Here is a 23,740-nt window from a genome sequence, read left to right as displayed (position 1 = left end):
AATCTAAATGTTATTTTTAGATTGAATAAAAACTCCAATCATTTAAAGATCGACCCTGGTTGCGGGCTTTACAATGAATACATTATAAATTTCAACACACCAAGTTTGTTGCAAACATAAGGAGTTTTCATGTCATTAGGATTAATACTGCTAATCGTGCTGGTTCTGATACTGGCAGGCGCTATGCCCAGGTGGTCGTACAGCCGCTCATGGGGCTATGGTCCTAGCGGAGCGGTTGGCGTGATCGTTGTCGTGCTAATAATACTATTGCTAATGGGGAAAATATAAAACAATCATCACTTTATTAGCCTCGATGGACACCAGGTTAATATATTTTCAAAGCTTTGTTTGAATATGTGCAGTTATACCCACGAAGCAATTAAGCCTTCGCGTCAAATAACAATTCTGGCGCATATATAACGTAACTCATCAGGTTATTTAACGTGCCTTTTCAATGTTGCTGCGCGGCACGCCCGCATGGCGACTAGTTAGGAGAATGCACATGACTTCGGCGCCATCTGAAGTACGCCAAACATCGGCGTGTAGCCGGCATCATCTTCTGGACCAACAACTTTGCAGGTGGCTATTGCTGAGCCTCGACAGGCTCTACACCAACAAACTGATTACGACCCAGGAGCTTATTGCCAGCATGCTGGGAGTCAGACGCGAAGGAGTCACCGAAGCCGCAGGGAATCTGCAACGAGCAGGCCTCATAAGTTATCGCCGGGGTCACATTACTGTGCTTGATCGCGCCGGTCTGGAAAAGCGCACATGCGAATGCTACGCTGTCGTCAAAAAAGAATATGATCGACTGTTGCCCGAAATTTCATTCGGGCGAAAATAAATCGTGCTTGCCACGAATAGCAAGCACGAAGCCAGACATCAACTTCAGACGGGCATGCTGTACGGTGCCGTACCGTAGTAATCGTGTATGCTTTTTTCCCACACGTCATCAGCCATATCGGGCCAATGATCTTTTTCAAAGCCGGGAGCGTTTTTCAGGCTCTCTTTATTAACATCAAGGACAAAGCGCTTTTCGGCAGTGTCCAGAGTCAAGGCGCTCCGAGGTACGGCAAAAAGCTTTGTGCCCATGCCCAAGAAGCCACCAAACTCTAGTACAGCATAGCTTACATGGCCATGGCGCATGTCGAGCATGATCTCTTTGATGTCGCCAAGGCTCTCAGCTTGCTTGTTGTACACGTTATTGCCGATCAATGTTTCAGCGCCCATAAGGTAAGGGCCCGGGCCGTACTCATTAGCGACCTTGGAAGGATTGCTTTTGATTGACTTGTATATGCCTAAAGTATCGCGATTTTCGTAATTGATAATAATTCTCCGAGAGTCGGCGGCCGTGTTGCTAAAACGTACCGCAAAGGGGGCTGTTAAACCCTACATCCTCAAGGTACCCCGGCCATGCTCACTCGTCTGTACGGTAGCTAACACACACCATCGGCTATGTATATATTCAACCATATCAGGGGTCGAATTGCCCGGCGGAAAACACCCTTCTCTACTTGAAAAAATCCTACGCAACGTCATCCGCCGTTATCGCGTGCCAGCAATGTCCGCGTTGCAAGGGCAAGATGCTGGTCCTGCCGCGCTGGTGGCGGTGACGATGGAGGCGGCGCGCGTAACCATCGATCAGGGCGACACGCCAAACGAAGCGGTAAAGCAGCGCTTTCTGGAGGCGCTCGCCCACATGATCCGCAACGCCATGCAGGTAAATTCGGGCGACCCGGCCTTCCAGGCCACGGTGCTTGAGCATCATGCGCAGCAGGTTCGCGAGTATGCGTCTCTGTCGGCACAGTCCACACAAGATCGTCGCCTTGTTCTGGCGGCCGTGAATGCGGTGGCGCATCCCGCCAAATTGGAGCGGTCCAATTCCGCCGAGAAAAGGGCAGTATTAAGCCGCCTTTATGAGGCGGCCTCCTCGCAGTCGTGGACGACGCTGCACGCCACGGCACAACATATTATTGAATCGCCCGAAATCGCGGGCGATTCCGGCTTGATTCACGGTGTGACCCAGATACGCGACGGCGCGGCGTTGGCGCGCCTGATACGGGCCGAGAAGCTGGAGCCGGACCAGCTCGTACAGCACTATCGAGCATTACGGGAGCAGAATGGCCCTCGCTCCGGCAGCGACGCCGCCGCCGCGCAAGGCCGCGCCTCTAAAAAACGCGGCGCCGGGGTCGAGGCGCTGGCCGCGCAGGCATTACAGAACCTGGCTGACATGCTCAACCTGGCCGAGGGAAGCCCGGACACATACCGCATCGCAACCTCGCTGCGTGTTCCGGCTGTTTTGATGATCGACGCTCAACTAAGTAAGGCGGAATGGGACGTCGTGCTGCTGCGCAAAGCCCCAAAACGCGACGCTGACGATCCAATATGGAACATCTGTTTGCTGGTCGAGGCAAAAGCATCGGCAGACGCCGCCACGACAGATTTTCCGCGTTTATTGCGAGGCCTGCAGTTGTTGGCGCAGGCCGACGGCGCCGCCATCTATTCCTTTGCGGCGCAAGAGGAAACAGTACGCTTGCACGGCGCGTCGTTAAACGCGCTGACGACGGAGCAAGCCGAACTAAAGGGCACAGTGCTGTATTGCACCGACGCGCCGGCGGAAACCATGCCACGCCCGCTTAACCCCGCCGGCCGCATGCAGCTACTGACGGCGCCCGCCAGCCTGGAGTTCGCCGGCAAGTGGGTAGGCCAGCACATAGAAGGCATAGCAAACAAAGAAGCCAATAGCCCAATAAGCGACCACGCAGACAACACAGCCGCCACCCAAAAAAACAACCTACCGGCAGACCTGAAAATTCTCGAGCCCGTCTGGCATGAACTGCTGGAGTCACCCCGCTGGCGCCCGGTGCTGCGTCAATATCAAACTTTGCGTCAGGTACGCGAATTGATGGTGCACCCAGATGATCTGATAAGTGCAATAAGTGCACTGTCGAACGGGCCTCAGGAAACGCCCTAGCAGGGGGTTTACCCCCATAACCGGAGTCGACGAAAGCTGCCATCCTGGCCCAGCCGGTGTAGCTGAGCCGGCGCCGAAACGGCGGGCACAAAAATGCTTGGACTTATGCACTTACTCGGCACAAGCGCCGAGCTAACCGCCCGCATTGCCAGAACTCCAACACCATGAGGGAATGATGCATAACTACATGAAATCAACACTTCTCGCTTGCCTGTTCGCTTTGGTCGCCCTCCCGGTGCACGCCAAAGAATATTTGAAGACCGATCTGGCGCAGACATGGGGTATTTCACCCGCGGTTGTCACTGAAGGCGGCAAAACTGTCTGGATGTCGGGCCAAGTGGGCGTCAAAGACGAAGACGGCAATTCACTGGCAGGAAATTTTGAAGGCCAGGCACGGGCCATCTTCAAATCGATCGATGCCATTGCCAAACGTGCCGGCGGCAGCATCAAAGATGTCGTCAGCATTACGGTCTACCTCACCGATCCTCGGCTGCTGGAACCCTTGCAACCCATCCGCCGCGAATTCTGGCCGGACGGCAACTTTCCTGCCAGCACGACCATCACTGTGCATAGCTTGCCCTTTGTCGGCCTGATGCTCGAAGTGTCAGCTGTTGCCGTAATCGGCGACAAATAAGGTTTCAACACCTGGTCTCGTGCATGGCACGAGACCAGCGTTTCGGGCACCAATCCTCAGGTAAGCCTAAACCCCCTCAAAGATGCTGGCTGCCCCTATGCCCGTTCTTGCCTGCCTCCGTTGAGGTGGCGGATTCAAACCTCCCAATCTTCAAGCTGGATGTGCGGCACACGCTGGAATTCACGCATATTGTGTGTAATCAATGTAAGCCCACGCGCCCACGCTTGGCCGGCAATCAATATATCGTAAGGACCAATAGGCGTGCCTGCCGCACTAAGAAGCGCACGCAACTCGCCCGCCCGCTGGGCATCCTCGCGGTCAAATTCAAGCACTTGAAACTGTAATGCATTCACCCGCGCTAGATTCTCGCTAACCCTCTGTCCTTTGTATGCGCCATAGAAAAGCTCGTGCGCCACGATAGCGGGAACAGCAAAGTCTGACGGCCTATATCGCAACATGTGGGTTAAAAAAACAGTTTTACCCTTTAAAAGCGCGATTACAGCATTACTGTCGAGCAGGAATTTCATTCAAAGAAATCCAGGCCGGGACGCTGCTGTGGCTCTTGCTTCTCGGCCACCGCCGATTCGAAGCCTTCGTCGATTGGTCCGATGAGTTCGTCGAGCCATGCCCAGTCTTGCGCAATAGGTTCGAGTATGACGCTGCTGCCATGTCGGCGGATGCGAACTTCATCAGTGTTGAAACGAAATTCTTTTGGCAGCCGAACCGCCTGGGAGCGGCCCGACCAAAATATCTTGGCTATGTCCATGAGAACCACCCCGCATAGGTATATATCAAAAGAATATATCATCAAGCAGCCACATTGGCAAGGGCCTCTCGACACTTTTATCCATGCGAGCATATCCCGCCGACACAGCATAGGATGCACAGCAACTACACGGCGCTAGTGAGCGTGCGCGGCGCCAGGCCTTGTGTATTCAGGGGAAATGCCTGCCCGCAAAATGGGCACTGGCGGGGTTTCAATCGCTAATATCAGGCAGCCGCCGGGCAGTTTCTATGATCTGCTCGCGCAGCCATGCACAACCGGGGTCAGAATCTCGGTATGTGTGCCACTGTAAAACCTCGACCAGACGGGGGGTCTCCATGGGCAGCGGAAGCAGCCGCACCGGCATCGACTCTTCGAACTGAGTGGCAAGGCGGGTCTGCACGGTGGCAAGCCGGTTCGTACCGATGACAAAGCGAGAGATAAGGTTGAAGTCGTGGGTAATGACCTCGACCCGGCGCGAGTCGGGATGCTGGTTGGCGTACCACTGCTCAAACCACGGGTTGCCGCCACGGCCGACGCGATAGGCGACGTGACCGGCGGAACGGTAGGCTTCGAGCGTAAGGCCTTCTTTGCACAGCGGGTTCTGGTCCCATGCCACCACGGTGTACGAGTCATCAAAAAGCATCGTATGCGGGTGGTCGGCGCTGACCAAGTGAGCCGGGGTCACCAGCAGGTCGACCCTGCCTTGTTCGATATCGCGAACCATCATGGGTGACGTGGGCCTCACTTCGAAGGTAAGTCGGGGCGCCAGGGTGCTTATGCGTTGCAAGACGTCCGCCATCAACACCCGCGACACGTAGTCCGATGCAATGATGATGAAATGACGCTCGGCCTCGGCGGGCACGAATTCGGGGCGCGATTCCATGGTGCTGTCGATACGCACGATAATGTCGCGCACCTGGTCGACGAGGTTTTCGGCCAGCGGGGTTAGGCGCATGTCGCGTCCCACCTGGACCAACAATGGATCTTCAAAGTAATCGCGCAGCCGCGCAAGCACACCGCTGGCGGCGGATTGAGTGATGTGAAGCCGCTCTGCGGCGCGCGTGACGTTGCGCTCGGCCAGCAGGATGTCGAGCGCGACGAGCAGATTGAGATCGATTCGCTGATAGCGCATGCCCTGATTCCCTCGGTTTGAGTTCCTACGCAGCCTCCGATCATATAGCAGGGGACGCCGCATCGTGCGAACGCGATGATACCTGCTATCGGCAAAATCGATTTCCGCTAGATGCGTCATTTTCCTACCATGTAGAACAAGGAACCGCCGCCACGAGGCCTGTGGCGCACGCTTTATCCCAAAGGGCTTGGCTTTATGAAACTGGCAACGCTTAAAAACGAAACCCTGGACGGCCGCCTGGTCGTTGTGTCGCGCGACCTGACGCGGGCCGTGGATGCGGCTGCGGTCGCGCCGAACCTTCTGGCCGCATTGCAAGACTGGCGCCGATGCGAGCCCTTGCTGCAGCAAATCTACCAGGAGCTCAATGCCGGCCAATCGGCGGATGCCTTCAACTTCGACCCGGCGCAAGCCGCAGCGCCCCTGCCGCGGGCTCCGCAGTGGTGCGACGCCTCGGCTTTCCTGAATCATGCGCGCCTGATGGAAAAGGCCTTCAACACCGACCCCATTCCGGATGCGGATACGATTCCACTGATGTATCAGGGCGCATCCGATGACTTCCTGGGCGCCCTCGACGACATCCCTCTGCCCGACGAGGCGCACGGCATCGACTTCGAAGGCGAGTTCGGCGTCATCGTCGAGCACGTGCCCATGTCCTGTCCAGCCGAGCAGGCGTTGCAACGCATTGCCCTGCTGGTTCAGATCAACGATGTCAGCCTGCGCGGTTTCGGCCCGCGCGAGATGCGCACCGGTTTCGGCTTCCTGCATGCCAAGCCATCTTCCAGCTTCGCTCCGGTGGCCATCACCCCGGATGAGTTGGGCCCGGCGTGGGAAGACGCTCGGGTCAAATTGCCATTGCACATTGAATATAACGGCGAGTGGTTCGGCCAGCCCAACGGAGCTGAAATGAATTTCGGCTTCGACCAGCTGATCGCGCACGCCGCGCTGACTCGCAAGCTGACCGCCGGCACCATCATCGGTTCGGGCACGGTCTCGAACGCTGAGCGTGAGGCAGGCTCGGCCTGCATTGCCGAACGCCGCGCCATCGAGCTTATCGAGCAGGGCGCGTCCCAGACATCTTTCATGCGGTTCGGTGATCGCGTGCGCATGCAGGCCACCGCCGCGGACGGCTCCGCCCCGTTCGGCGTGATCGACCAGCGCATCGTGGAAGCGCCGGCCCCGTAAGCCATATTAAAAGGAACACCATGCGCCGATTCGTAGACTTATCCATCTATCTTGAGAACGACGTTTTGTCTGATCCGCCGCCTCTGGCGCCCCGGATCGAATACCAGACACACAAGGAAACCGTCGACGAGTTCACTCGTCTGCTTCCCGGCACGCGGCCGGAAGACTATCCCGATGGCGAAGCCGCAGCATCAGAATGGGTTCGCCTGACCACCCATAGCGGCACCCACCTTGACGCGCCCTGGCATTTTCATTCGACCATGGACGGCAAATCGGGCGAAGCCAAGCCTTCGATCACTATCGACCAAGTACCGCTCGAGTGGTGCTTTCAGCCCGGCGTGAAACTTGATTTCAGGCACTTGCCCGATGGCTATGTGGTTACGGCCGCAGATGTAGAGGCCGAACTCAAGCGCATAGACCATACACTGAAGCCTTTGGAGATTGTGGTGGTGAACACTCGTGCCGGCTCACGCTATGGTCATGACGACTACATCAATACGGGTTGCGGCATGGGCTACGAAGCCACCATGTACCTGCTGGAACGCGGTGTGCGCCTGACCGGCACCGACGCCTGGAGCTGGGACGCCCCCTTTTCCTACACGGCCAAGAAGTTCGCTGAAACCGGCGACACCAGCCTGCTGTGGGAAGGCCACAAAGCCGGCAAGGACATCGGCTATTGCCATCTTGAAAAGCTGCACAACCTGGAAGCCTTGCCGCCCAACGGTTTTATCATCAGCTGCTTTCCCCACAAGATTCGCGGTGCGTCGGCGGGTTGGACCCGAGCCGTAGCCATTTTCGAATAAACCTGTCTAATACATGCATTGCTGGAGACACCATGAAACGTAGAGAATTCCTAGGCGCCACCGCTGCGCTGCTCACTTACGCCTCCTTGCCCGGCCGGGCGTTTGCCAACACCAAGGTATCGGTGGGCTACACCACTGTGGCCGACGCCGCATATTTGTTCAGCGCCATCGAGGAAGGCTATTTCAACGAGCGGGGCCTGGACGTTGAAGCCCGATTCATTCCCTTGAACCCATCGCTGCCCCCGGCCGTCCAATCCGGCTCGCTGACCATCGCGCTTGAAACCCCCTCGGTGTTTCTGCAAGCGGTTGACGGCGGCCTCGACCACGTCATCATCGCAGGCCTGGCCCAACTGACAAAGGGTACAACCGGCGCGGGCTTTGTCGTCAGTGAAGCCAGTGGCATCAAAACCGCGCAAGATTGCGTGGGCAAGACCATCGGCGCGCCGGGCCTGGGGGCTCTGCTTCACGTGGCCTTCCGAAAATGGCTGCGCCAGAACGGCGTCGACGACACCAAGGTGAAGTTTGTCGAGGCCGCCTTCCCGCAGCACAACGACTTGCTGCGCGGCGGCTCTATAGACGGCGTCGTCACGGTCGATCCCTTCATGGGCCGTATTACCTCCAGCGGCAACGGCCGCCTGATGTCGCACTATTTGTCCGAGTTGCCCGAAGGCATGCCAACCATGGTGTTCGCCGCGCGTCGCGACTGGGCCGAAAAGAACCCCGACCAGGTAAAAGCATTCCAGCAAGCTATTGCACAAAGCGCTGAATTCGTAACCGAGCCTGCCAACGACAAGGCCGTGCGCGAACAGCTTGGCAAATACATCAAGCTGCCGCCCCCGGTGCTGGCCACCATGGAAATCAACCCGCCCAGCCCGTCAATTACAACGGAGCAATTGAACCACTGGGTGGAAACCATGGAGCAACAAGACATGCTCAAGAACAAGCTCGATCTTTCCAAGCTGATTATTTCGTAAACACCAATGGCTATTCTCAGCTTCAACGACGTCGCGATTCACCTGGGCGGACGCGAAATCTTGTCGCCCACCCGGTTCGAGGTGGAAAAAGGCGAGTTCATTTCCATCATCGGGCCCTCGGGCTGCGGCAAGACCACCTTGCTGCGCGCCGCCGCCGGGTTCGTGACGCCGTCGGGCGGGTCGGTGGTTCATCAAGGCAAGACCGTTACAGGCCCCTCACGCGAAGTGGCATTTGTCTTCCAGGATTACGGCCGCGCCCTGCTGCCATGGCGCACCGTCGAGGGCAACATCAGCCTGGCTCTCGAGGCGGCGGGCGTGCCCGCCGGCCAGCGCCCCGCGCGCATCGCCAAAGTGCTGGAAACCGTGGGCCTGGGCGCGCACGCCGCCAAGTTTCCCACGCAGTTGTCGGGCGGCATGCAGCAGCGGGTACAAATTGCGCGATGTCTGGCGCAAGAGCCCGAACTGCTGATGATGGACGAGCCCTTTGGCGCCCTCGACGCAATGACCCGCGAAAGCCTTCAAGATGAATTGCTGCGCCTGGTACGCGAGCAAAACCTTACCGTGCTGTTCGTCACCCACGACCTTGAAGAGGCCATCTACTTGGGCGACCGCGTCATTGCCTTGCGCAGCAACCCCACGCCCGCACTTCCCAGTCTGGCGGCGGTCATCGACGTGGCTATTCCTCATCCACGCGATCAGCTATCAACCAAAGAGCACCCCGACTTCCTGCGCCTGCGACGCGAGCTATACCAATATCTGGGGCACGATTGACATGGCAGGAACCTTGTTTCGCTGGCTCAGGCCCCTTGTCTTTCCCGCCCTGCTGATCGGTGCGCTTGAAATCTATACGCGGCGCGTGGCCCCTAATAGCGATGCCCTCGCACCGCCGTCGGAAGCGCTCAGCGCGTTCATCGACGCCCTGTTCAACGGCGATATTATTTCCGCCACCGGCTTCACATTGATGTCGGCCGGGCTTGGCCTGGCGCTGGCCTGCATCGCCGGCATCGGGCTTGGCATTGTATTGGGGCTGTCACCCCGCGCTGCTCGCATGAGCTTCTTTTCAATAGAGGTGTTTCGACCCATACCCTCGGTGGCGCTTATTCCGCTTGCCATGCTGATATTCGGCTTCGGCGTCAACATGGAAGTAAGCGTTATTGCCTTCGCCACCTTCTGGCCCATGTTGATCCTGACGCAGGCCGCCGCGCGCCAAGTAGAACCCATATTGCTCGAAGTATCGCAGGCCTTGCAACTTACCTACAGGCAGCAAGTGTGGAAGATCATTCTGCCATCCATGCTGCCCAGGCTATTTGTCGCTCTACGCCAAGGCGTCGCCATCGCACTGGTCGTGGCCGTTACGGTCGAGATCGTGGCCAACCCTCACGGCATGGGCTATGCCATCATGATTGCCCAGCAAAGCCTGCAACCTGCGCTGATGCTCGCCTGGCTGTTCTGGATCGGCGTCGTCGGATATGTGATCAACGAACTGGCCCTGCTGCTGCAAGCACAAGTCGACCGGCGCATGGGAGGCCGACCATGAACGCGCGTTCCCGCATCGCAGGCGTAATTGAATCCTTGCTGGTGTTTCTGGCCATTATCGCCTTGTGGTGGCTTGCAAGTCACCAAGAGTGGGTCAGCAAGGTGTTTCTGCCCACCCCCGAAGCCACGCTGGCCAGCCTGTCTGAAGGGCTGTTCGACGGCGCCTTAATAGGCAACACCCTCGACACCATCAACCGCATGCTGCTTGGCTGGCTGCTGGCCTCGTTGTTCGGCATCGTGCTGGGGGCGCTGATAGGCATATCAAGCACCGCACGCGCGTGGTTGCAGCCCACACTCGAATTCATTCGTCCCCTGCCGGCCTCGGCCATCATGCCGCTTGCTATTTCCATCTTCGGCCTCAATGCCTCGATGGTGCTGTTCGTGGTCGCCTTCGGTTCGATGTGGCCCGTGCTGCTGGCTACCGTCCATGGCTTCGCCACGGTGCATCCACGCCTGCGCGAAGTGTCCGAGGCCTTGCAAATGTCGCGCGCCATGTTCAGTTGGAAGATCGCCCTGCCAAGCGCCATGCCCGACATCCTCGCCGGCATGCGGCTGTCGATGACAGTGTCGTTGATCATCGCGGTGGTGGGCGAAATGATCGCCTCGCAGTCAGGCCTGGGCCAGGCTGTGCTGCTGGCGGCCCGATCGTTTCGCGCCAGCGAGCTGTTCGCCGGGGTCGTTTTGCTGGGAGCCATAGGGTTCGCGGCCAATGGCCTGCTGGCCTTGGCCGAGAGGAAACTACTGCGCTGGCAGAACCCGTAGAAAAACGCGCGGCAAATGGGTTAGATCAGCATCAATCAAGCGGGGCCGCATTGCAAAGGGCTGGCCCCGCTTGATCGATGCGAACGTTTCTGACGCTGGTCCGAACCGTTCTATTTAGACGCGCTCAAAGATTCCCGCCGCCCCCATGCCGGTGCCCACGCACATCGTCACCATGCCGTAATCCAGCTTGTGCCGCTGCATGGCATGCACGACCGTCGCCGAGCGGATGGCGCCGGTGGCGCCCAGAGGGTGGCCCAGGGCGATGGCGCCGCCCATGGGGTTGACGACCTTCGGATTGAGGTCGAGGTCTCGTATAACGGCCAGAGCCTGTGCCGCAAAGGCCTCGTTCAGCTCGATCCAACCCATTTTGTCCAGGGTAAGGCCCGCGCGCTGCAATACTTCCGGTATGGCGAACTTGGGCCCTATGCCCATTATCTGGGGCGGCACCCCCCGCACGGCAAAAGACACAAAACGAGCCAGCGGCGTCAGGTTGTGCGCCTTGAGCGCACGCTCGGACACCACCAGCAAGGCGCCTGCGCCGTCAGACATCTGCGAGCTGTTGCCCGCCGTGACGCTGCCCTTGGCCGCAAACACAGGCCTAAGCCTGGCCAGCGCCTCGATGCTGGTGTCGGCGCGCGGCCCTTCGTCCAAAGAGAAGTTCTTGCGCGTTTCCACCACTTCGTCGGCCGCCAGGTTGGGCGTGCGCCGTACCACTTCGACGGGCATGATCTCGTCGTTGAATTCCCCCGCCTTTTGCGCGGCCAGGGCGCGCTGATGTGACTGCAATGCGAACGCGTCCTGGTCTTCGCGGGACACCTTCCATTGCTCGGCCACTTGCTCGGCCGTCTGGCCCATGCCGTAGGCAATGCCAAGGTTCTCATCGCGCTCGAAAATGCGGGGGCTGAAAGTGGTGTTGGGGCCGATGATGGGCACCTGGCTCATGGATTCGGTGCCCGCGGCGATCATTACATCGGCCTCGCCCACGCGGATGCGGTCAGCCGCCATGGCCAAGGCGGTAAGGCCGGATGCGCAAAAGCGGTTGACCGTTACACCCGGCACGGTATCCGGCAAACCGGCCAGCAAAACGCCCAGGCGCGCCACGTTGAACCCCTGCGGGCCTTCGGGTATTGCGCAACCCACGATGACGTCTTCGACCGCAGCCGGATCAAGGCCGGGCGCTTGCGCCAGCAGGCCTTGCAATACCTGGGCCAGAAGATCGTCGGGGCGATAGTGGGCCAGGGTGCCTCGCGGCGCCTTGCCTATGGGGCTGCGCGTGGCGGCAACGATGTACGCTTGTTGCAATGTGGTCATGTGTCGTCTCCTTTGGCCTCAGTTACGCACCGGCTTGCCGGTTTTCACAAAGCCCATGATGCGTTCCTGTGTTTTGGGATGGGCCAGCAAACCAAGAAAGGCTTCGCGTTCGCGCGTCAGCATCCAGGCTTCGTCGACGCGCTCCCCCGGGTCGAGATCGCCGCCGCACATCACTTGGGCGACGGTGGCTGCCACGTGATAGTCGTGCTCGGAGATGAAGCCGCCCACGCGCATGTTGACCAGTTGCCCTTTGAGCGTGGCAATGCCGTCGCGCCCGGCCACGGGAAACGGCACGGGCATGGGCGGGCGCCAGCCGGCCTCGGCCATGGCATGAGCTTCGCGCACGGCCACATAAAGCAGTTCGTGGCGGTTCATCACGACAGGGTCGGATGGCAGCAGATAGCCGATATCGCGCGCATGCAGCGCCGAGGTGGCAACGGTGGCCTGTGCAATGGGGAAGGCAAAGCGCTTGAGGTAGGCCAGAAGAGGCGCATCGGGCGCACCCTGGGCCTGCAGCTCGGCCGCCCGCCGGGCACTCCACGCCAGCCCGCCGGCGCCGGGCACCAGGCCCAGCCCGGCTTCGACCAGACCCATATAGGTTTCAAAATGGGCGACTCGGCGTGCGCAGTGCAGCGCAAGTTCGCAGCCGCCGCCCAAGGCCATGCCCGCCAGCGCAGCCACCACCGGTACCTGGGCGTAGCGCAGGCGCATCGCCATATCTTGCATGGCGCGCTCAACCGGCTCGACCGCCTTGGGGCCGCCCGCCGCAAACAGCGGCAACATGGATTTCAGGTCGGCGCCGGCCGAGAACGGGTCAGTCAGTTGGCCGACGACCAGCGCCTTGAACGAGCCCTCGGCAAGGTCAACGGCATGCTCAACGCCTTTCAGTACCTCGGGGCTTAGCGTGTGCATCTTGGTCTTGAACGACACGATAAGCACATCTGACGGGTGCGGCGCCGGCAGCGTCCAGCACTTTACGGCCTCGTCCTCGAAGACGACTTCGGCGTTGAGGTCGCTGGCTTCGCCCACCAGGCGAGGCGCACCGATCTGCCGCTCGTACACGGGCAAGGCACTGCGCTGCTGAAAGTCTTGCGCCGTGGGGTTCCAGGACCCTTGCGCGGTATGCACGCCCTGGGCCTGGTCAACCGGGCCATTGAAGACCCAATCAGGCAAAGGGGCCGGCGCCAATGCCTTGCCATCGCGAATGTCGTCGGCGACCCACTGCGCCACCTCACGCCATCCCGCCGACTGCCAGACCTCGAACGGCCCCTGGCTGTGGCCGAAACCCCAGATCATGGCTTGGTCGACCTGCCGCGCCGTATCGGCGATGCCGGCCAGGTGGAAGGCGCTGTAATGGAAAATATCGCGCAACACTGCCCATACAAATTGCGCCTGCGGATGATCGGATTGCCGCAATCCGCGCAGCCGCTTGCCTGCATCACGCTCTGCCAGCAGCGCCGCCACGCCTTCGTCCACTTTGGCATCGGCAGGCACGTATTCACCTTTCTTGGGGTCAAGCCGCAATATGGCCTTGCCCTCTTTGCGGTAGAAACCGGCGCCGGTCTTTTGCCCCAACGCGCCTTTTTCGATCAGTGCCTCTATCACCGGCGGCATGGCGAAGGCCGCGTGGAAAGGGTCGTTGGGCAATTGATCCCACATGGTGCGAATGACGTGGGCCAGTGTATCCAGCCCCACCACGTCGGCGGTGCGGAATGTGCCGGATTTCGCCCGGCCCAGCCGGGTGCCGGTAAGCTCGTCAACCTGCTCGTAGGTGAGCCCGTATTTCTCGGCCTGTGCAAACACCGACAAAATGCCAAATACGCCAATGCGGTTGCCGATGAAGTTGGGCGTATCTTTGGCGCGCACCACGCCTTTGCCCAGGCTGGTGGCAAGAAAAGCTTCCAGCACATCAAGCAGCACGGGCTGAGTGTCGGCGGTGGGTATCAGCTCGACCAGCGACATATAACGGGGCGGGTTGAAGAAATGAACCCCGCAAAACCGCGAGCGCAAAGACTCCGGCAAGGACTGAGCCAGTTGCGTAACGGACAGCCCCGAAGTATTGCTGGCCACAATGGCCCCCGGCTTGATGGCGGGCGCCAATTGCTTGTAGAGGTCTTGCTTCCAATCCATGCGCTCGGCGATGGCCTCGATGACCAGGTCGCATTCAGCCAAGCGGTGCAGATCGTCCTGGTAGTTTGCCGCAGTGATCAGGTCGGCAAGCTCTGGCGTGCCCAGCGGAGCCGGCTTGGCCTTGCGAAGCTGCGCGATGGCCTTGTCGACGATGCCATTGGGCTTGCCTTCTTTGGCGGGCAAGTCGAACAACACCACGGGCACTCCCGCGTTTACACAATGGGCGGCAATTTGCGCCCCCATTACCCCCGCGCCGCATACCGCCACCTTGCGGATATGAAACTGGCCTGCATGACTGGTTTGCATAGACTTCGCTCCGTTCAGATAAAGAAGGGATGGCATTGGCTTTAGTGTAGTACGTGAGGCGTGGGTTCACCTGCAACGAGTTGTGCCGCTGACGAATTCAAAGAGGATTAAGCAGGAAGTCGCGCACCAGCATGTCTCGCGTTGACCGGAACTCTTCCAGGATAACTTCATGCACCTTCGTCTTGCCCCGGTCAGCCATCCACACCAGGCCCACGTGCATCGTGGCATAAGGAACCTGCAACGGCAGTACGCTCAGCAAGCCCAGGTCCTGGAAATACTGCGCCAGGACACGGGTCATGAACCCGACCGAGTCGGTGTATTGCAATACGCCGATATTCGTCAGGGTCGAGAGCGATTCCAAGTGCTGGCTGGGTACCTTCAACTTCTGGTCGAGCAGGAACTCTTCAATGACCGAGCGCGTCGATGCGTCCTGCGTGGGCAATACCATGGGGTATCCGCCCAGCATGCGCCATTGGGGCCGAGGCGCATTGGCCAGCGGATGGCTGGGGCCCACGACCACAACAATGGGGTCTTCATACAGCAACTCGGTTCCGAACTCTTCTCCCAGGCGCCGTCGCGGCTGAGTACCCACCACAAAATCGACGTCTCCCGTTCGCAAGCGCGGCAGCAGGTTTTCCATGGTGCCTTCCCGCACCGAAATAGTGATCTCTGCATTCAGACGATTCAGGTGGGCGACAAAACGGGGCAATAGAACGGTGGCAGCCGAAGGCAGCACCCCAAGAGAAACCCGCCCAATGCGCCCATCGCTGATGTCGCGCAGTTCGTCCTCGATGGTGGAAAGGCGACGCAAAATATCATGAGCGTGCCGGATTAAACACTCTCCATGCTCCGATGGCTCCATTCCCCGGGTCGTTCTTTTGAATAGGGGAAACCCTAGATTTGTTTCAAGGGCAGATAAATTCTTGGACACCGCCGGCTGACTCACATTCAAGTGCGCCGCCACTTTACCGATATTGCGAAACTCGTCCAAAGCCACTAGAAGCTGGAAATGCGAGAGTTTCAGGCTCGAGCGGATATACCAATCCAGCTTTGCCATGGGCAAGAACCCCCTTTCATTTATAACCAATTGGTTATAAGTATGCATCAAAAAGTCAATGGACTGCACCTGTGCCACGAAAGAAACTGGCCTCTCGCATCAAGAAACGCCCATACCGACAGGGCCCCATAACGCCCACGAGAGGAGATCGTAATGAAAATATTGAAAACCAGTTTGAAGGCCACCGGCGCAGCAATGCTGCTGATGGGTTCCCTGTCCGCCCATGCCGAATGGTTCCCGCTGGAAGTCGAAGCCCTGGAAGCTGACGGCAGCCGCACGCCGGCAACCTATGTCGCGCTGGACAAGGCGGAAAAGCCTTGGAACGTCTGCGTTTCATTCCCGCACATGAAAGACTCGTTCTGGCTGGCGGCTGACTACGGCGTCACGGAAGAGGCCAAGCGGCTGGGTATCAACCTGCAGGTGCTCGACGCCGGCGGCTACACGCAACTGAATAATCAGATCTCGCAGATCGAGAACTGCGTCGCCGGCGGAGCCCAAGCGGTTGTGATCGGCGCCATCTCGCAAGACGGCCTGGGCAACCTGGTTGCCGACCTCAAATCCAAAGGCGTCTATGTGGTCGATGCGTACAACGGCATCACGTCCGAAGGCGTAGACGCCCACGTGTTGACCATCCCCAGCGATGAAGGCCTGCGCGCCGGCCGTTACCTGGCCGAACGCCATCCGGCCGGCAGCGACAAAGTGAAAGTCGCCTGGCTGCCCGGCCCAGCCGGCGCCGGTTGGGTAGAGCTGTTCAACAGCGGCTTCCTCGAAGGCATCGAAGGCAGCGCGGTCGAAATCGCAGAAACCAAATACGGCGATACCGGCAAGGAAATCCAGGCACGCCTGATCGAAGACATGCTGCAAACACATTCCGACATCGACTACGTGGTGGGCACCGCCGTCACCGCGGAAGCCGCCGTTCCTGTGCTGCGCGCCCGTGACCTGACGAACAAGGTCAAGGTCGTGTCGGTCTACACAACGCCCGGCGTCTATCAAGGTGTCAAGTCCGGCGCCATCGAAGCGGCCGGCATGGCCCCAGTCGTTACTGTCGGTCGCATTGCCGTCGACCAGGCCGTGCGCCTGATCGAGAAGAAAGACGTGCAGCGCAACATCGGCCCCGTCGGCAAGGTCTACCAGAAAGAAGACACTGCGACTCTGGACATCGACTCAGTCTTGGCGCCCCGCACCTTCCGCCCGGTCTTCCGCGTCGAGGCAAAATAATGCACGCCACGCTGAACACCAGGCCTGATGCAGCGCCGCAAGATGCTGCCGAATACGCAAAGCCTCTGCTGTGCGTACACAACCTGGGCAAGCGCTATGGAAATCACCATGCGCTGCGCAACGTCAACCTCGCGCTGGTTCCCGGCGAGGTGCACGTGCTGTTCGGCGAGAACGGCGCAGGCAAGTCGACGCTTATTTCGATGCTTGCCGGCGCCAACCAGCCCAGTGAAGGCCATATCGAGATCGACGGAGCTCGCGTCGAGCTTGATTCCGTGGCCATCGCCCGGAACCTGGGCATCCGCGCCGTGTTCCAGGAGTTCTCACTGATTCCGCACCTGAGTGTTTCAGACAACATCTCGCTTGGAGAAGAAGAGGCGAACGGGCTCGGCGTATTGGCCAAGAGGCTGATGCGCGCCAAGGCCGCCAAATTGATCGGCGACTTGGGGTTCGAACTGGACCCCGATGCCTTGGTTGCGCTGCTGCCCCGAGGCAAGCAGCAAATGGTCGAGATCTGCAAAGCTGTGGGCCAAGGCCCCCGCGTGCTGATCCTGGACGAGCCCACCGCGTCGCTCTCAGAGCACGATACACAAGCGCTGTTCACTTTGGTGAACCGCTTGAAGGCCGAGGGCACGGCCATTGTCTATATCACGCACCGCATGCACGAGATCGCCGCCATCGGTGACACAGTTACCGTGCTGCGCGACGGCCAGATTGTCGCGACGGTAGGCGCCGACACCACTGAAGATACCTTGATCCGCCTCATGACCGGCCGGACCTTGGCTGATATCTACCCCGCCCCAACCACCAAGCTGGGCGCAGTGCGGCTGTCGCTACAGGGTTTGGCTACTCGCGATAACTGTGTGGTCGATGCCAGCCTCGACGTGCGGGCCGGAGAGATCGTCGGCGTGGCCGGCCTCGTAGGCTGCGGCAAGAGCGAATTGGGACAAGCCATATTCGGCGCAAACAAACTGGCGACCGGGCAAATTTTGCTGGATGGCCGCCAAGTGCGCTTTAATCACCCCAGCGAAGCGATCGAAAACGGAATCTGGTATAGCCCGCCTGACCGCAAGCACGACGGCTTGGCACTGGTGCGCACCGCCTTCGATAATATGGCGCTGTCCTCCTTGATGTTCGGGCAGGAGAAAAGCCGGCTGCGCAAGCCGCGCCGTGAAGCCGGCCTGGTATCGAAACTGGCGGGGCACGTAGAGTTTCCTTTCGTCCGAAGGAACGAGCCCGTATCCAACTTCTCCGGCGGCAACCAGCAAAAGGTGATGCTGGCCAAAGGGCTGGCGCAAGACATTGATATTTATATTTTCGACGAACCCACGGTGGGCGTCGACGTGGGCGCACGCCAGGCCATCTACCGCTACCTGGCCCAGCTCAGCGCCAAGGGCGCGGCCATTTTGCTGATCTCATCCGACCTTCCCGAGCTGCTTGGGCTTTGCCACCGCATGTTCGTCATGCGCAAAGGCGAGACCGTGGCGCAGTTCGAACGCGCGGACTTCAATCAGCAGGCCATACTCGAACAGTTTTTCGCTTGAGCACTTCCTATGAATACCGTAACTACTTCAGCCCCCACACCCATGACAACCCCAAAGAAGGTTTTCACGCGGCAATGGCTTCGAGACCATCAATCGGCCGTGGTGCTGCTGGCACTATTTTTCGGGTCGCTCTTGGTGTTTGCGCTGTTCGCCCCGGGCTTTCTGAGCGTGGACAACTTCACCAATGTTGGACGGCAGTCTGTCTATCTGCTGATCGTGTCGATGGCGCAGCTGATTGTGCTGATCGGCGGGGGCCTCGATCTTTCAGTCGGCATGATCGTGGCACTGGCCTCGGTTATCGGCGCCACCGTGATGGCATCCGTGCTTGAAGCGTATCCCGACTCGCCCGCGCTGGCTATTTTGGCCGGCTCGGCCGCCGGCATGGTGGCCGGAGGTCTGGTAGGCCTGGTCAACGGGCTGGGCACAGCCGTGCTGCGCATTCCCGCCTTCATGATGACCTTGGGCATGTCCTCGGTGGTGTTCGGCATTACGCTTTTCATCAGCGGCGGCATTCCCATCTATGGGCTTCCGCCAGAGTTCGGCGCCACTTTCGGCTTTGGCAAGCTGGCCGGCATTCCCATTCCCGTGCTGGTGGCCCTGGCCATCGTGGCTGTGGTCTATGCATTGCTGGAATGGACCCGCTTCGGCCGACACCTGTACGCCGCGGGCGGCAACCTGCGGGCGGCCGAGCTTTCCGGCGTACGCACCTCGCGGGTGATCATCATTGCATTCGTGGTGGCCGGCGTCCTGTCGGCCCTGACCGGGCTATTGCTCACCGCCCGGCTGGACACCGGAGAATCCAACATCGGTTCCACTCTGCCGCTTGAATCAATCGCCGCGTGCGTGATCGCGGGCGTCGCCCTGTCGGGCGGAGTGGGACGAACCCTTGCCGTGGTAGTAGGCACCTTGCTTATCGTCTTCGTACAAAACGGCATGAACCTGATGCAGATCGGAGCCTATGCGCAAACGATGGTCATCGGCTCGATCTTGATCCTGGCAATGGCACTGTCCAGACGCTGACGGATCACTCAAAACTCAACGCATTTCTCCAGGAGAAGCTTATGAACGCGCCTTTGCAGCAACAAAGCCCCACAGTCAACGCCGACCACATTCCCTTTACCGGCCAGGAGTTCCTGAAAAGCCTGGACGACGGGCGCGAAGTGTGGATCTATGGTGAGCGTGTCAAGAACATCGCCGAGCACCCGGCGTTCCGTAACTCTGCCCGCATGATCGCGCGCATGTACGACGCTTTGCACGACCCCAAGCGCAAAGAAATTTTGACGATGCCGACCGAATGGGGCGGCTTCACCCACCGTTTTTATCGCGCCGCTTCCAACATCGAAGAGCAGGTTGCGTCGCGGGACGCCATCGCTGAATGGCAGCGCATGGCCTGGGGCTGGATGGGCCGCTCGCCCGACTACAAGGGCTGCTTCCTTGGCACTTTGGGCGCCAACGCCGATTTCTACAAGGGTTTTGAACAAAACGCACGCAACTGGTATCGCAAGGCGCAGGAAAAAACCTGGTATGTGAACCACGCCATCATGCATCCGCCGGTGGACCGCTCCAACCCCTCCGCCGACGGCTCCGATGTGTTCGTGCGCGTGGTCAAGGAAACCGATGCGGGCATCTACGTCAGCGGCGCAAAGGTGGTGGCCACCGGCTCGGCGCTTACGCACTACACCTTTGTGGCGCACATCACCCAAGTGCCCATGCAAGACCCCAAGTTCGCTCCGGTTTTCATCGTGCCCACAGGGGCGCCCGGAGTAAAACTGTTGTGCCGTGTTTCGAACGAATACCGCGCGGCCGTCCTGGGCAGCCCCTTCGACTACCCGCTTTCCAGCCGTCTGGACGAGAACGACGCCATCCTGGTGCTGGACAACGTATTTATCCCCTGGGAAGACGTGTTCATGCACAACAACGTCGAGTTGTCGAACCAGTACAACACCGGCTCGGGTTATCTTGAGCGCGCCTCGATGCATGGCTGCACGCGCTTCGCCGTCAAGCTCGACTTCATTGTGGGCCTGCTTGCCAAGGCACTGGATATCACCGGCGCCAGCGGCTTCCATGGCGTGCAATCGAAGCTGGGCGAAGTCATCGCCTGGCGCAACACGTTCTGGGCGCTGTCTGATGCCATGGCCAAGAGCGCTCAGCCCTGGAACGGCATGATTCGTCCCGATGCGCACCACGCCGGCGCCTATCGCGTGATGAACCAAATTGCCATGCCCAAGATCAAGAACATCATCGAAGAGATCGTGGCCAGCGGCCTGATCTATCTGAATTCGCACACGGCCGACTTCAAGCAGCCCGAGATTCGCCCCTATTTGGATAAGTACCTGCGCGGCACGGGCGGCATCGACTCGATCGAGCGCGTCAAGGTCATGAAGGCGCTGTGGGATGCCATCGGCACCGAATTCGGCGCACGCCACGAACTGTACGAGATCAACTACATCGGCAGTAACGACGTTACGCGCATGACCAACTTGTGGGCCGCGCAAGGCTCGGGCAACCTCGCCAGGTTCAAGGAATTCGCTGATTCGTGCCTGAACGAATACGACCTTGACGGCTGGACCGTGCCCGACCTGATCAACCCCGACGACGTCAGCATCCTGAGCAAATAAATCGCAAGGAGGATCTTCTCATGGCCTCAGTCAGCACAGCCATCCGCAACGATCACACCACCATGCCGCGAAGCCTATCCAACGAACCAACGTTCACGCCGCGCCAGTTCCGCGATGCCATGGGGCAGTTCGCCACCGGAGTCGTCGTCATTACGGCCGAAAGCAGCGGCGATGTCCACGCCATGACCGCCAATGCGTTCATGTCGGGCTCGCTCGAGCCTCCGCTGGTGCTGGTATCGGTGGCGCGTACCGCCCGCATGCACGAAAAAATCCAGAAGACCGGACGATTCGGCATCAGCATACTGGCCCAGCATCAAGAGCGGACCAGCAACCATTTTGCGGGCCGCCCGATGGCCGAAGGCAAGCCCGAGTTCGAACAGCTGGATTCCGTGCAAGTGATCGCCGACGCGGTAATGCAGTTGGGCGCCGAGTTGCGCCATGCCTACCCCTGCGGCGACCACACTTTGTTCGTCGGCGAGGTGAAGGCGCTGCATCTGCTGGAAGACACGCCTGAGCCCTTGCTGTTTCACAGCGGCCGCTATGGCCGCCTGACCCATCTGGAGTGATATAGAGATGGCCAAAGCAGTTGATCTTGCCAAAGTAATCTACCAGGTGCCCGACCTCGATCTCATGGAGCAGACGCTTCTTGATTTCGGCCTGGCGCCCGCTGAACGTCGGGAAAGCGCGCTGTTCATGCGCGGCACGGGCGCCCAGCACCACATCCATGAAACCCGCCTCGGCCCTGATGCGCGCTTCATCGGCGCGGCCTTCGAGGTGTCCTCGCGCGAAGACCTGGACGAGCTTGCGGCGCTGCCGGGTTCATCACCCGTACAAGCCAACGACGAGCCCGGAGGCGGATGGGTGGTCCGCATGACATCGCCCGACGGTTTCGAAATCAACGCCGTGTGGGGCCGCGAGCGCGCCGAGCTGCTCCCACTGCGCTCACCGCATTCCTTTAATGCCGGCCAGATCAAGACACGTGTGAACGCGTCTGTGCGGGCTCGGCCCGAACCCAGTCCGGTGATCCGGCTGGGCCATTTCGTAATACACGTGTCGAATCACGATGAGACCGTGGCTTGGCTGCAAGAGCGATTCAAGTTCCTGCCTTCAGACCACTTCGCCCCGCCCGGCCAGGACAGCCCCATCGTCGGTACCTTCCTGCGTTGCAATCTGGGCACGCAACTGGTCGACCACCACTGCCTGCTGGTGCTGCAAGCCGACCGGGTCACGGTGCACCACACCTCTTACGAAGTACAGGACCTGGACTCCATCATGTCGGCGCACGACTACCTGCATTCAAAGGGTTGGCAGCTTGACTGCGGCGTGGGCCGCCATTTGCTGGGCAGCCAGATATTCGATTACTGGAAGGATCCATTCGGTTTCCGCATCGAGCATTACACCGACGGAGACGTCGTGGATGCCAGCTATAAGCCTGCGATCTTTAACGGCACTGCACAAGAAACCACGCAGTGGGGCATGGAACCGCCGTCCGACTTCTTTATGTAGCGCCCGTCAGGCATGGGAGGCACAACCGCCCGCTGCCTGGCATCGCTTCAAACCCAACCATGAATGCATGGATCGATATGAGCACCAACCCTAGCAACAAGACAACAGCGGCCAACGACGGCTCACCGGCAGTCGAACCGCTGTCGTCGGCAACTCGCAGCCGCCTGAGCCGCGTCGGCACTGCCAACATCGCCAATGCCTTGCTCAAAAGAGGATTCCGCAACGTGTATCTATTGGGTGTGGCGCCGCTGTCTCCCAATCAGGCAATGCTGATCGGCCCCGCCTACACGCTGCGCTTCATGCCGGCGCGCGAAGACATCGACACCATGGCCAACTACGGCCGTGACGACAACCTGCACCGGCGCGCCATCGAAGAGTGCCCCCCAGGCGCGGTGCTGGTCATCGACGCCATGGGCACAACCCGCTCGGCGGCCATGGGCGACATGATGGCCGCCCGACTGAAGTTCCGTGGTGTCGAAGGCGTGGTCACCGATGGCGGTTATCGCGACGCGCCCGCCATCCGGGATATCGGCCTGCCCTGCTATCAGCAGCGCAGCGCGCCGCCCGCCACACCCATCGCCATGCATCCCATCGAACTGAACGGCCCCGTTGGCTGCGCCGGTGTCGCCATCTATCCCGGCGACGTCATCGTGGGCGATGGCGAAGGCGTAGTGGCCATTCCGCGCGCCCTGGTGGACGAAATCGCCGAAGAGGCGCTTGACGCCGCCCAGTACGAAGAATACGCGGGCCTGCAGATCGACAAGGGCCGATCCATTTTTGGCCTGTTTCCGGCTACGCCCGAAAGCCGTGAAGAGTATGACCGTTGGACGGCTGCCGGCCGTCCTCAACAGGAGAACTGAACATGAACGCTGATTTCATGAAATCGCTCGAGACCATGGTCAACCGCGACGAACTCGACCCTGAAAAGTGGATCGACTTTCCCGACTATGGCTTTCGCCAGTATTTTCTATGGAAAAACGAAGAGACGGGGGCCAGCATCGCCCTGCTCGAATACGAAAAAGGGGGAAACATCCCCATCAAGCACACGCATGCGTCGAACCAGTTCATGTATTGCCTGGAAGGCGATTATGAATACACCGACGTGGGCATGCGGCTGCGGCCCGGCTCGTTCTACATGAACCCCAAGGGCAACGCCCACGGCCCCACCATTGCGCACGAGCGCAGCGTACTTATCGAAATTTACGACGGCCCCCATTACGCGGAAAAGCCGGTATTCCATACAGACGAATCCATCAGCGGATTCTTGCAGAAATAAAACCGAGGTTA

The 23,740-nt window shown here is 59.6% G+C and carries 24 protein-coding genes and 1 pseudogene; 18 read left to right on the top strand and 7 right to left on the bottom strand.

All coding sequences use genetic code 11. The annotated features are described in order from the left end of the window. Positions 1-129 precede the first annotated feature (129 nt). Positions 130-288: a DUF3309 family protein gene (locus ACIY1O_RS07835; RefSeq protein WP_397474536.1), complete on the top strand. Its 159-nt coding sequence runs from the start codon at positions 130-132 to the stop codon at positions 286-288. Positions 289-529: 241 nt separating this feature from the next. Further along, a pseudogene (locus ACIY1O_RS07830) lies at positions 530-844 on the top strand (Crp/Fnr family transcriptional regulator); the annotation flags it as partial. A gap of 44 nt (positions 845-888) precedes the next feature. Here the strand turns inward: ACIY1O_RS07830 and ACIY1O_RS07825 are convergent. Continuing rightward, complete coding sequence (locus ACIY1O_RS07825) at positions 889-1,230, bottom strand: PRC-barrel domain-containing protein (protein ID WP_397474535.1); 342 nt, start codon at positions 1,228-1,230, stop codon at positions 889-891. A 331-nt stretch (positions 1,231-1,561) separates the two neighbouring features. On the opposite strand from ACIY1O_RS07825, the gene ACIY1O_RS07820 reads away from it, so the two are divergent. Beyond that, positions 1,562-2,974, top strand: coding sequence for a 3-deoxy-D-arabino-heptulosonate 7-phosphate synthase (locus ACIY1O_RS07820; protein WP_397474534.1), 1,413 nt, complete (start codon positions 1,562-1,564; stop codon positions 2,972-2,974). A 187-nt stretch (positions 2,975-3,161) separates the two neighbouring features. Further along, positions 3,162-3,608 carry a RidA family protein gene (locus tag ACIY1O_RS07815; protein ID WP_397474533.1) on the top strand — a complete coding sequence of 149 codons (447 nt, stop codon included), beginning with the start codon at positions 3,162-3,164 and terminating at the stop codon, positions 3,606-3,608. Positions 3,609-3,742: 134 nt separating this feature from the next. Here ACIY1O_RS07815 and ACIY1O_RS07810 read toward each other — a convergent pair whose 3' ends face one another. From ACIY1O_RS07810 to ACIY1O_RS07800, 3 genes are all read right to left on the bottom strand, one after another. Beyond that, positions 3,743-4,135 (bottom strand): type II toxin-antitoxin system VapC family toxin, encoded by a 393-nt coding sequence (locus ACIY1O_RS07810; RefSeq protein WP_397474532.1) that lies wholly within the window; start codon positions 4,133-4,135, stop codon positions 3,743-3,745. Further along, a complete protein-coding gene (locus ACIY1O_RS07805) occupies positions 4,132-4,374 on the bottom strand; it encodes an antitoxin (protein WP_397474531.1) in 243 nt (80 codons plus the stop codon). The genes ACIY1O_RS07810 and ACIY1O_RS07805 overlap by 4 nt, the downstream gene beginning before the upstream one ends. 211 nt (positions 4,375-4,585) lie before the next feature. Continuing rightward, positions 4,586-5,506, bottom strand: coding sequence for a LysR family transcriptional regulator (locus ACIY1O_RS07800; RefSeq protein WP_397474530.1), 921 nt, complete (start codon positions 5,504-5,506; stop codon positions 4,586-4,588). Between the two features lie 195 nt (positions 5,507-5,701). Between ACIY1O_RS07800 and ACIY1O_RS07795 the strand changes: the two genes are divergently transcribed. The 6 genes from ACIY1O_RS07795 to ACIY1O_RS07770 are packed head-to-tail and all read left to right on the top strand — an operon-like array spanning position 5,702 to position 10,763. Next, positions 5,702-6,688, top strand: coding sequence for a fumarylacetoacetate hydrolase family protein (locus ACIY1O_RS07795; RefSeq protein WP_397474529.1), 987 nt, complete (start codon positions 5,702-5,704; stop codon positions 6,686-6,688). A gap of 20 nt (positions 6,689-6,708) precedes the next feature. Next, positions 6,709-7,491 carry a cyclase family protein gene (locus tag ACIY1O_RS07790; RefSeq protein ID WP_397474528.1) on the top strand — a complete coding sequence of 261 codons (783 nt, stop codon included), beginning with the start codon at positions 6,709-6,711 and terminating at the stop codon, positions 7,489-7,491. Positions 7,492-7,523: 32 nt separating this feature from the next. Then, positions 7,524-8,465, top strand: coding sequence for an ABC transporter substrate-binding protein (locus tag ACIY1O_RS07785; protein ID WP_397474527.1), 942 nt, complete (start codon positions 7,524-7,526; stop codon positions 8,463-8,465). 6 nt (positions 8,466-8,471) lie between these two features. Continuing rightward, on the top strand, positions 8,472-9,236 hold the full coding sequence (locus tag ACIY1O_RS07780; protein WP_397474526.1) for an ABC transporter ATP-binding protein: 765 nt from the start codon (positions 8,472-8,474) through the stop codon (positions 9,234-9,236). Position 9,237: 1 nt separating this feature from the next. Then, complete coding sequence (locus ACIY1O_RS07775; RefSeq protein ID WP_397474525.1) at positions 9,238-10,002, top strand: ABC transporter permease; 765 nt, start codon at positions 9,238-9,240, stop codon at positions 10,000-10,002. After that, positions 9,999-10,763: an ABC transporter permease gene (locus tag ACIY1O_RS07770; protein WP_397474524.1), complete on the top strand. Its 765-nt coding sequence runs from the start codon at positions 9,999-10,001 to the stop codon at positions 10,761-10,763. The genes ACIY1O_RS07775 and ACIY1O_RS07770 overlap by 4 nt, the downstream gene beginning before the upstream one ends. 114 nt (positions 10,764-10,877) lie before the next feature. Here the strand turns inward: ACIY1O_RS07770 and ACIY1O_RS07765 are convergent, their stop codons facing one another. The 3 genes from ACIY1O_RS07765 to ACIY1O_RS07755 form a co-directional block, all read right to left on the bottom strand. After that, positions 10,878-12,074, bottom strand: a complete 1,197-nt coding sequence (locus ACIY1O_RS07765) for an acetyl-CoA C-acyltransferase (RefSeq protein WP_397474523.1) — start codon at positions 12,072-12,074, stop codon at positions 10,878-10,880. Between the two features lie 18 nt (positions 12,075-12,092). After that, positions 12,093-14,510 carry a 3-hydroxyacyl-CoA dehydrogenase NAD-binding domain-containing protein gene (locus ACIY1O_RS07760; RefSeq protein WP_397474522.1) on the bottom strand — a complete coding sequence of 806 codons (2,418 nt, stop codon included), beginning with the start codon at positions 14,508-14,510 and terminating at the stop codon, positions 12,093-12,095. A 97-nt stretch (positions 14,511-14,607) separates the two neighbouring features. Then, positions 14,608-15,567 carry a LysR family transcriptional regulator gene (locus ACIY1O_RS07755; RefSeq protein ID WP_397474521.1) on the bottom strand — a complete coding sequence of 320 codons (960 nt, stop codon included), beginning with the start codon at positions 15,565-15,567 and terminating at the stop codon, positions 14,608-14,610. 153 nt (positions 15,568-15,720) lie between these two features. Here ACIY1O_RS07755 and torT point away from each other — a divergent pair, with 153 nt between their 5' ends. The 8 genes from torT (at position 15,721) to ACIY1O_RS07715 (ending at position 23,729) form a co-directional block, all read left to right on the top strand. Continuing rightward, complete coding sequence (gene torT, locus ACIY1O_RS07750) at positions 15,721-16,788, top strand: TMAO reductase system periplasmic protein TorT (RefSeq protein WP_397474520.1); 1,068 nt, start codon at positions 15,721-15,723, stop codon at positions 16,786-16,788. Further along, complete coding sequence (locus tag ACIY1O_RS07745) at positions 16,788-18,329, top strand: sugar ABC transporter ATP-binding protein (protein ID WP_397474519.1); 1,542 nt, start codon at positions 16,788-16,790, stop codon at positions 18,327-18,329. Before torT ends, ACIY1O_RS07745 begins: the two co-directional genes overlap by 1 nt. 9 nt (positions 18,330-18,338) lie before the next feature. Beyond that, the gene (locus tag ACIY1O_RS07740; protein WP_397474518.1) at positions 18,339-19,349 is read left to right on the top strand and encodes an ABC transporter permease; all 1,011 of its coding nucleotides are present in this window, start codon (positions 18,339-18,341) and stop codon (positions 19,347-19,349) included. 41 nt (positions 19,350-19,390) lie between these two features. Beyond that, the gene (locus tag ACIY1O_RS07735; protein ID WP_397474517.1) at positions 19,391-20,947 is read left to right on the top strand and encodes a 4-hydroxyphenylacetate 3-hydroxylase N-terminal domain-containing protein; all 1,557 of its coding nucleotides are present in this window, start codon (positions 19,391-19,393) and stop codon (positions 20,945-20,947) included. A 20-nt stretch (positions 20,948-20,967) separates the two neighbouring features. Further along, entirely contained in the window at positions 20,968-21,513 is a 546-nt protein-coding gene (locus ACIY1O_RS07730) for a flavin reductase family protein (RefSeq protein WP_397474516.1), read from the top strand. A gap of 7 nt (positions 21,514-21,520) precedes the next feature. Then, positions 21,521-22,453 (top strand): VOC family protein, encoded by a 933-nt coding sequence (locus tag ACIY1O_RS07725; RefSeq protein WP_397474515.1) that lies wholly within the window; start codon positions 21,521-21,523, stop codon positions 22,451-22,453. Between the two features lie 77 nt (positions 22,454-22,530). Further along, positions 22,531-23,313, top strand: coding sequence for a ribonuclease activity regulator RraA (locus ACIY1O_RS07720; RefSeq protein WP_397474514.1), 783 nt, complete (start codon positions 22,531-22,533; stop codon positions 23,311-23,313). A 2-nt stretch (positions 23,314-23,315) separates the two neighbouring features. After that, entirely contained in the window at positions 23,316-23,729 is a 414-nt protein-coding gene (locus ACIY1O_RS07715; RefSeq protein ID WP_397474513.1) for a cupin domain-containing protein, read from the top strand. Positions 23,730-23,740 lie beyond the last annotated feature (11 nt).

The sequence above is a fragment of the Pusillimonas sp. genome (genome assembly GCF_044464525.1).
In the GTDB taxonomy this organism is placed as follows: Bacteria; Pseudomonadota; Gammaproteobacteria; order Burkholderiales; family Burkholderiaceae_B; genus Pusillimonas.
The sequence above is the reverse complement of the archived record's forward strand: the minus strand, read 5'-3'. Positions and strand labels throughout refer to the sequence as shown.

Bases quoted from the DNA above. Each gene is read 5' to 3' on its own strand.
- ACIY1O_RS07835 (WP_397474536.1), top strand. From the start codon at position 130: ATGTCATTAGGATTAATACTGCTAATCGTGCTGGTTCTGATACTGGCA.
- ACIY1O_RS07825 (WP_397474535.1), bottom strand. From the start codon at position 1,230: ATGGGCGCTGAAACATTGATCGGCAATAACGTGTACAACAAGCAAGCT.
- ACIY1O_RS07820 (WP_397474534.1), top strand. From the start codon at position 1,562: ATGTCCGCGTTGCAAGGGCAAGATGCTGGTCCTGCCGCGCTGGTGGCG.
- ACIY1O_RS07815 (WP_397474533.1), top strand. From the start codon at position 3,162: ATGAAATCAACACTTCTCGCTTGCCTGTTCGCTTTGGTCGCCCTCCCG.
- ACIY1O_RS07810 (WP_397474532.1), bottom strand. From the start codon at position 4,135: ATGAAATTCCTGCTCGACAGTAATGCTGTAATCGCGCTTTTAAAGGGT.
- ACIY1O_RS07805 (WP_397474531.1), bottom strand. From the start codon at position 4,374: ATGGACATAGCCAAGATATTTTGGTCGGGCCGCTCCCAGGCGGTTCGG.
- ACIY1O_RS07800 (WP_397474530.1), bottom strand. From the start codon at position 5,506: ATGCGCTATCAGCGAATCGATCTCAATCTGCTCGTCGCGCTCGACATC.
- ACIY1O_RS07795 (WP_397474529.1), top strand. From the start codon at position 5,702: ATGAAACTGGCAACGCTTAAAAACGAAACCCTGGACGGCCGCCTGGTC.
- ACIY1O_RS07790 (WP_397474528.1), top strand. From the start codon at position 6,709: ATGCGCCGATTCGTAGACTTATCCATCTATCTTGAGAACGACGTTTTG.
- ACIY1O_RS07785 (WP_397474527.1), top strand. From the start codon at position 7,524: ATGAAACGTAGAGAATTCCTAGGCGCCACCGCTGCGCTGCTCACTTAC.
- ACIY1O_RS07780 (WP_397474526.1), top strand. From the start codon at position 8,472: ATGGCTATTCTCAGCTTCAACGACGTCGCGATTCACCTGGGCGGACGC.
- ACIY1O_RS07775 (WP_397474525.1), top strand. From the start codon at position 9,238: ATGGCAGGAACCTTGTTTCGCTGGCTCAGGCCCCTTGTCTTTCCCGCC.
- ACIY1O_RS07770 (WP_397474524.1), top strand. From the start codon at position 9,999: ATGAACGCGCGTTCCCGCATCGCAGGCGTAATTGAATCCTTGCTGGTG.
- ACIY1O_RS07765 (WP_397474523.1), bottom strand. From the start codon at position 12,074: ATGACCACATTGCAACAAGCGTACATCGTTGCCGCCACGCGCAGCCCC.
- ACIY1O_RS07760 (WP_397474522.1), bottom strand. From the start codon at position 14,510: ATGCAAACCAGTCATGCAGGCCAGTTTCATATCCGCAAGGTGGCGGTA.
- ACIY1O_RS07755 (WP_397474521.1), bottom strand. From the start codon at position 15,567: ATGGCAAAGCTGGATTGGTATATCCGCTCGAGCCTGAAACTCTCGCAT.
- torT (WP_397474520.1), top strand. From the start codon at position 15,721: ATGAAAATATTGAAAACCAGTTTGAAGGCCACCGGCGCAGCAATGCTG.
- ACIY1O_RS07745 (WP_397474519.1), top strand. From the start codon at position 16,788: ATGCACGCCACGCTGAACACCAGGCCTGATGCAGCGCCGCAAGATGCT.
- ACIY1O_RS07740 (WP_397474518.1), top strand. From the start codon at position 18,339: ATGAATACCGTAACTACTTCAGCCCCCACACCCATGACAACCCCAAAG.
- ACIY1O_RS07735 (WP_397474517.1), top strand. From the start codon at position 19,391: ATGAACGCGCCTTTGCAGCAACAAAGCCCCACAGTCAACGCCGACCAC.
- ACIY1O_RS07730 (WP_397474516.1), top strand. From the start codon at position 20,968: ATGGCCTCAGTCAGCACAGCCATCCGCAACGATCACACCACCATGCCG.
- ACIY1O_RS07725 (WP_397474515.1), top strand. From the start codon at position 21,521: ATGGCCAAAGCAGTTGATCTTGCCAAAGTAATCTACCAGGTGCCCGAC.
- ACIY1O_RS07720 (WP_397474514.1), top strand. From the start codon at position 22,531: ATGAGCACCAACCCTAGCAACAAGACAACAGCGGCCAACGACGGCTCA.
- ACIY1O_RS07715 (WP_397474513.1), top strand. From the start codon at position 23,316: ATGAACGCTGATTTCATGAAATCGCTCGAGACCATGGTCAACCGCGAC.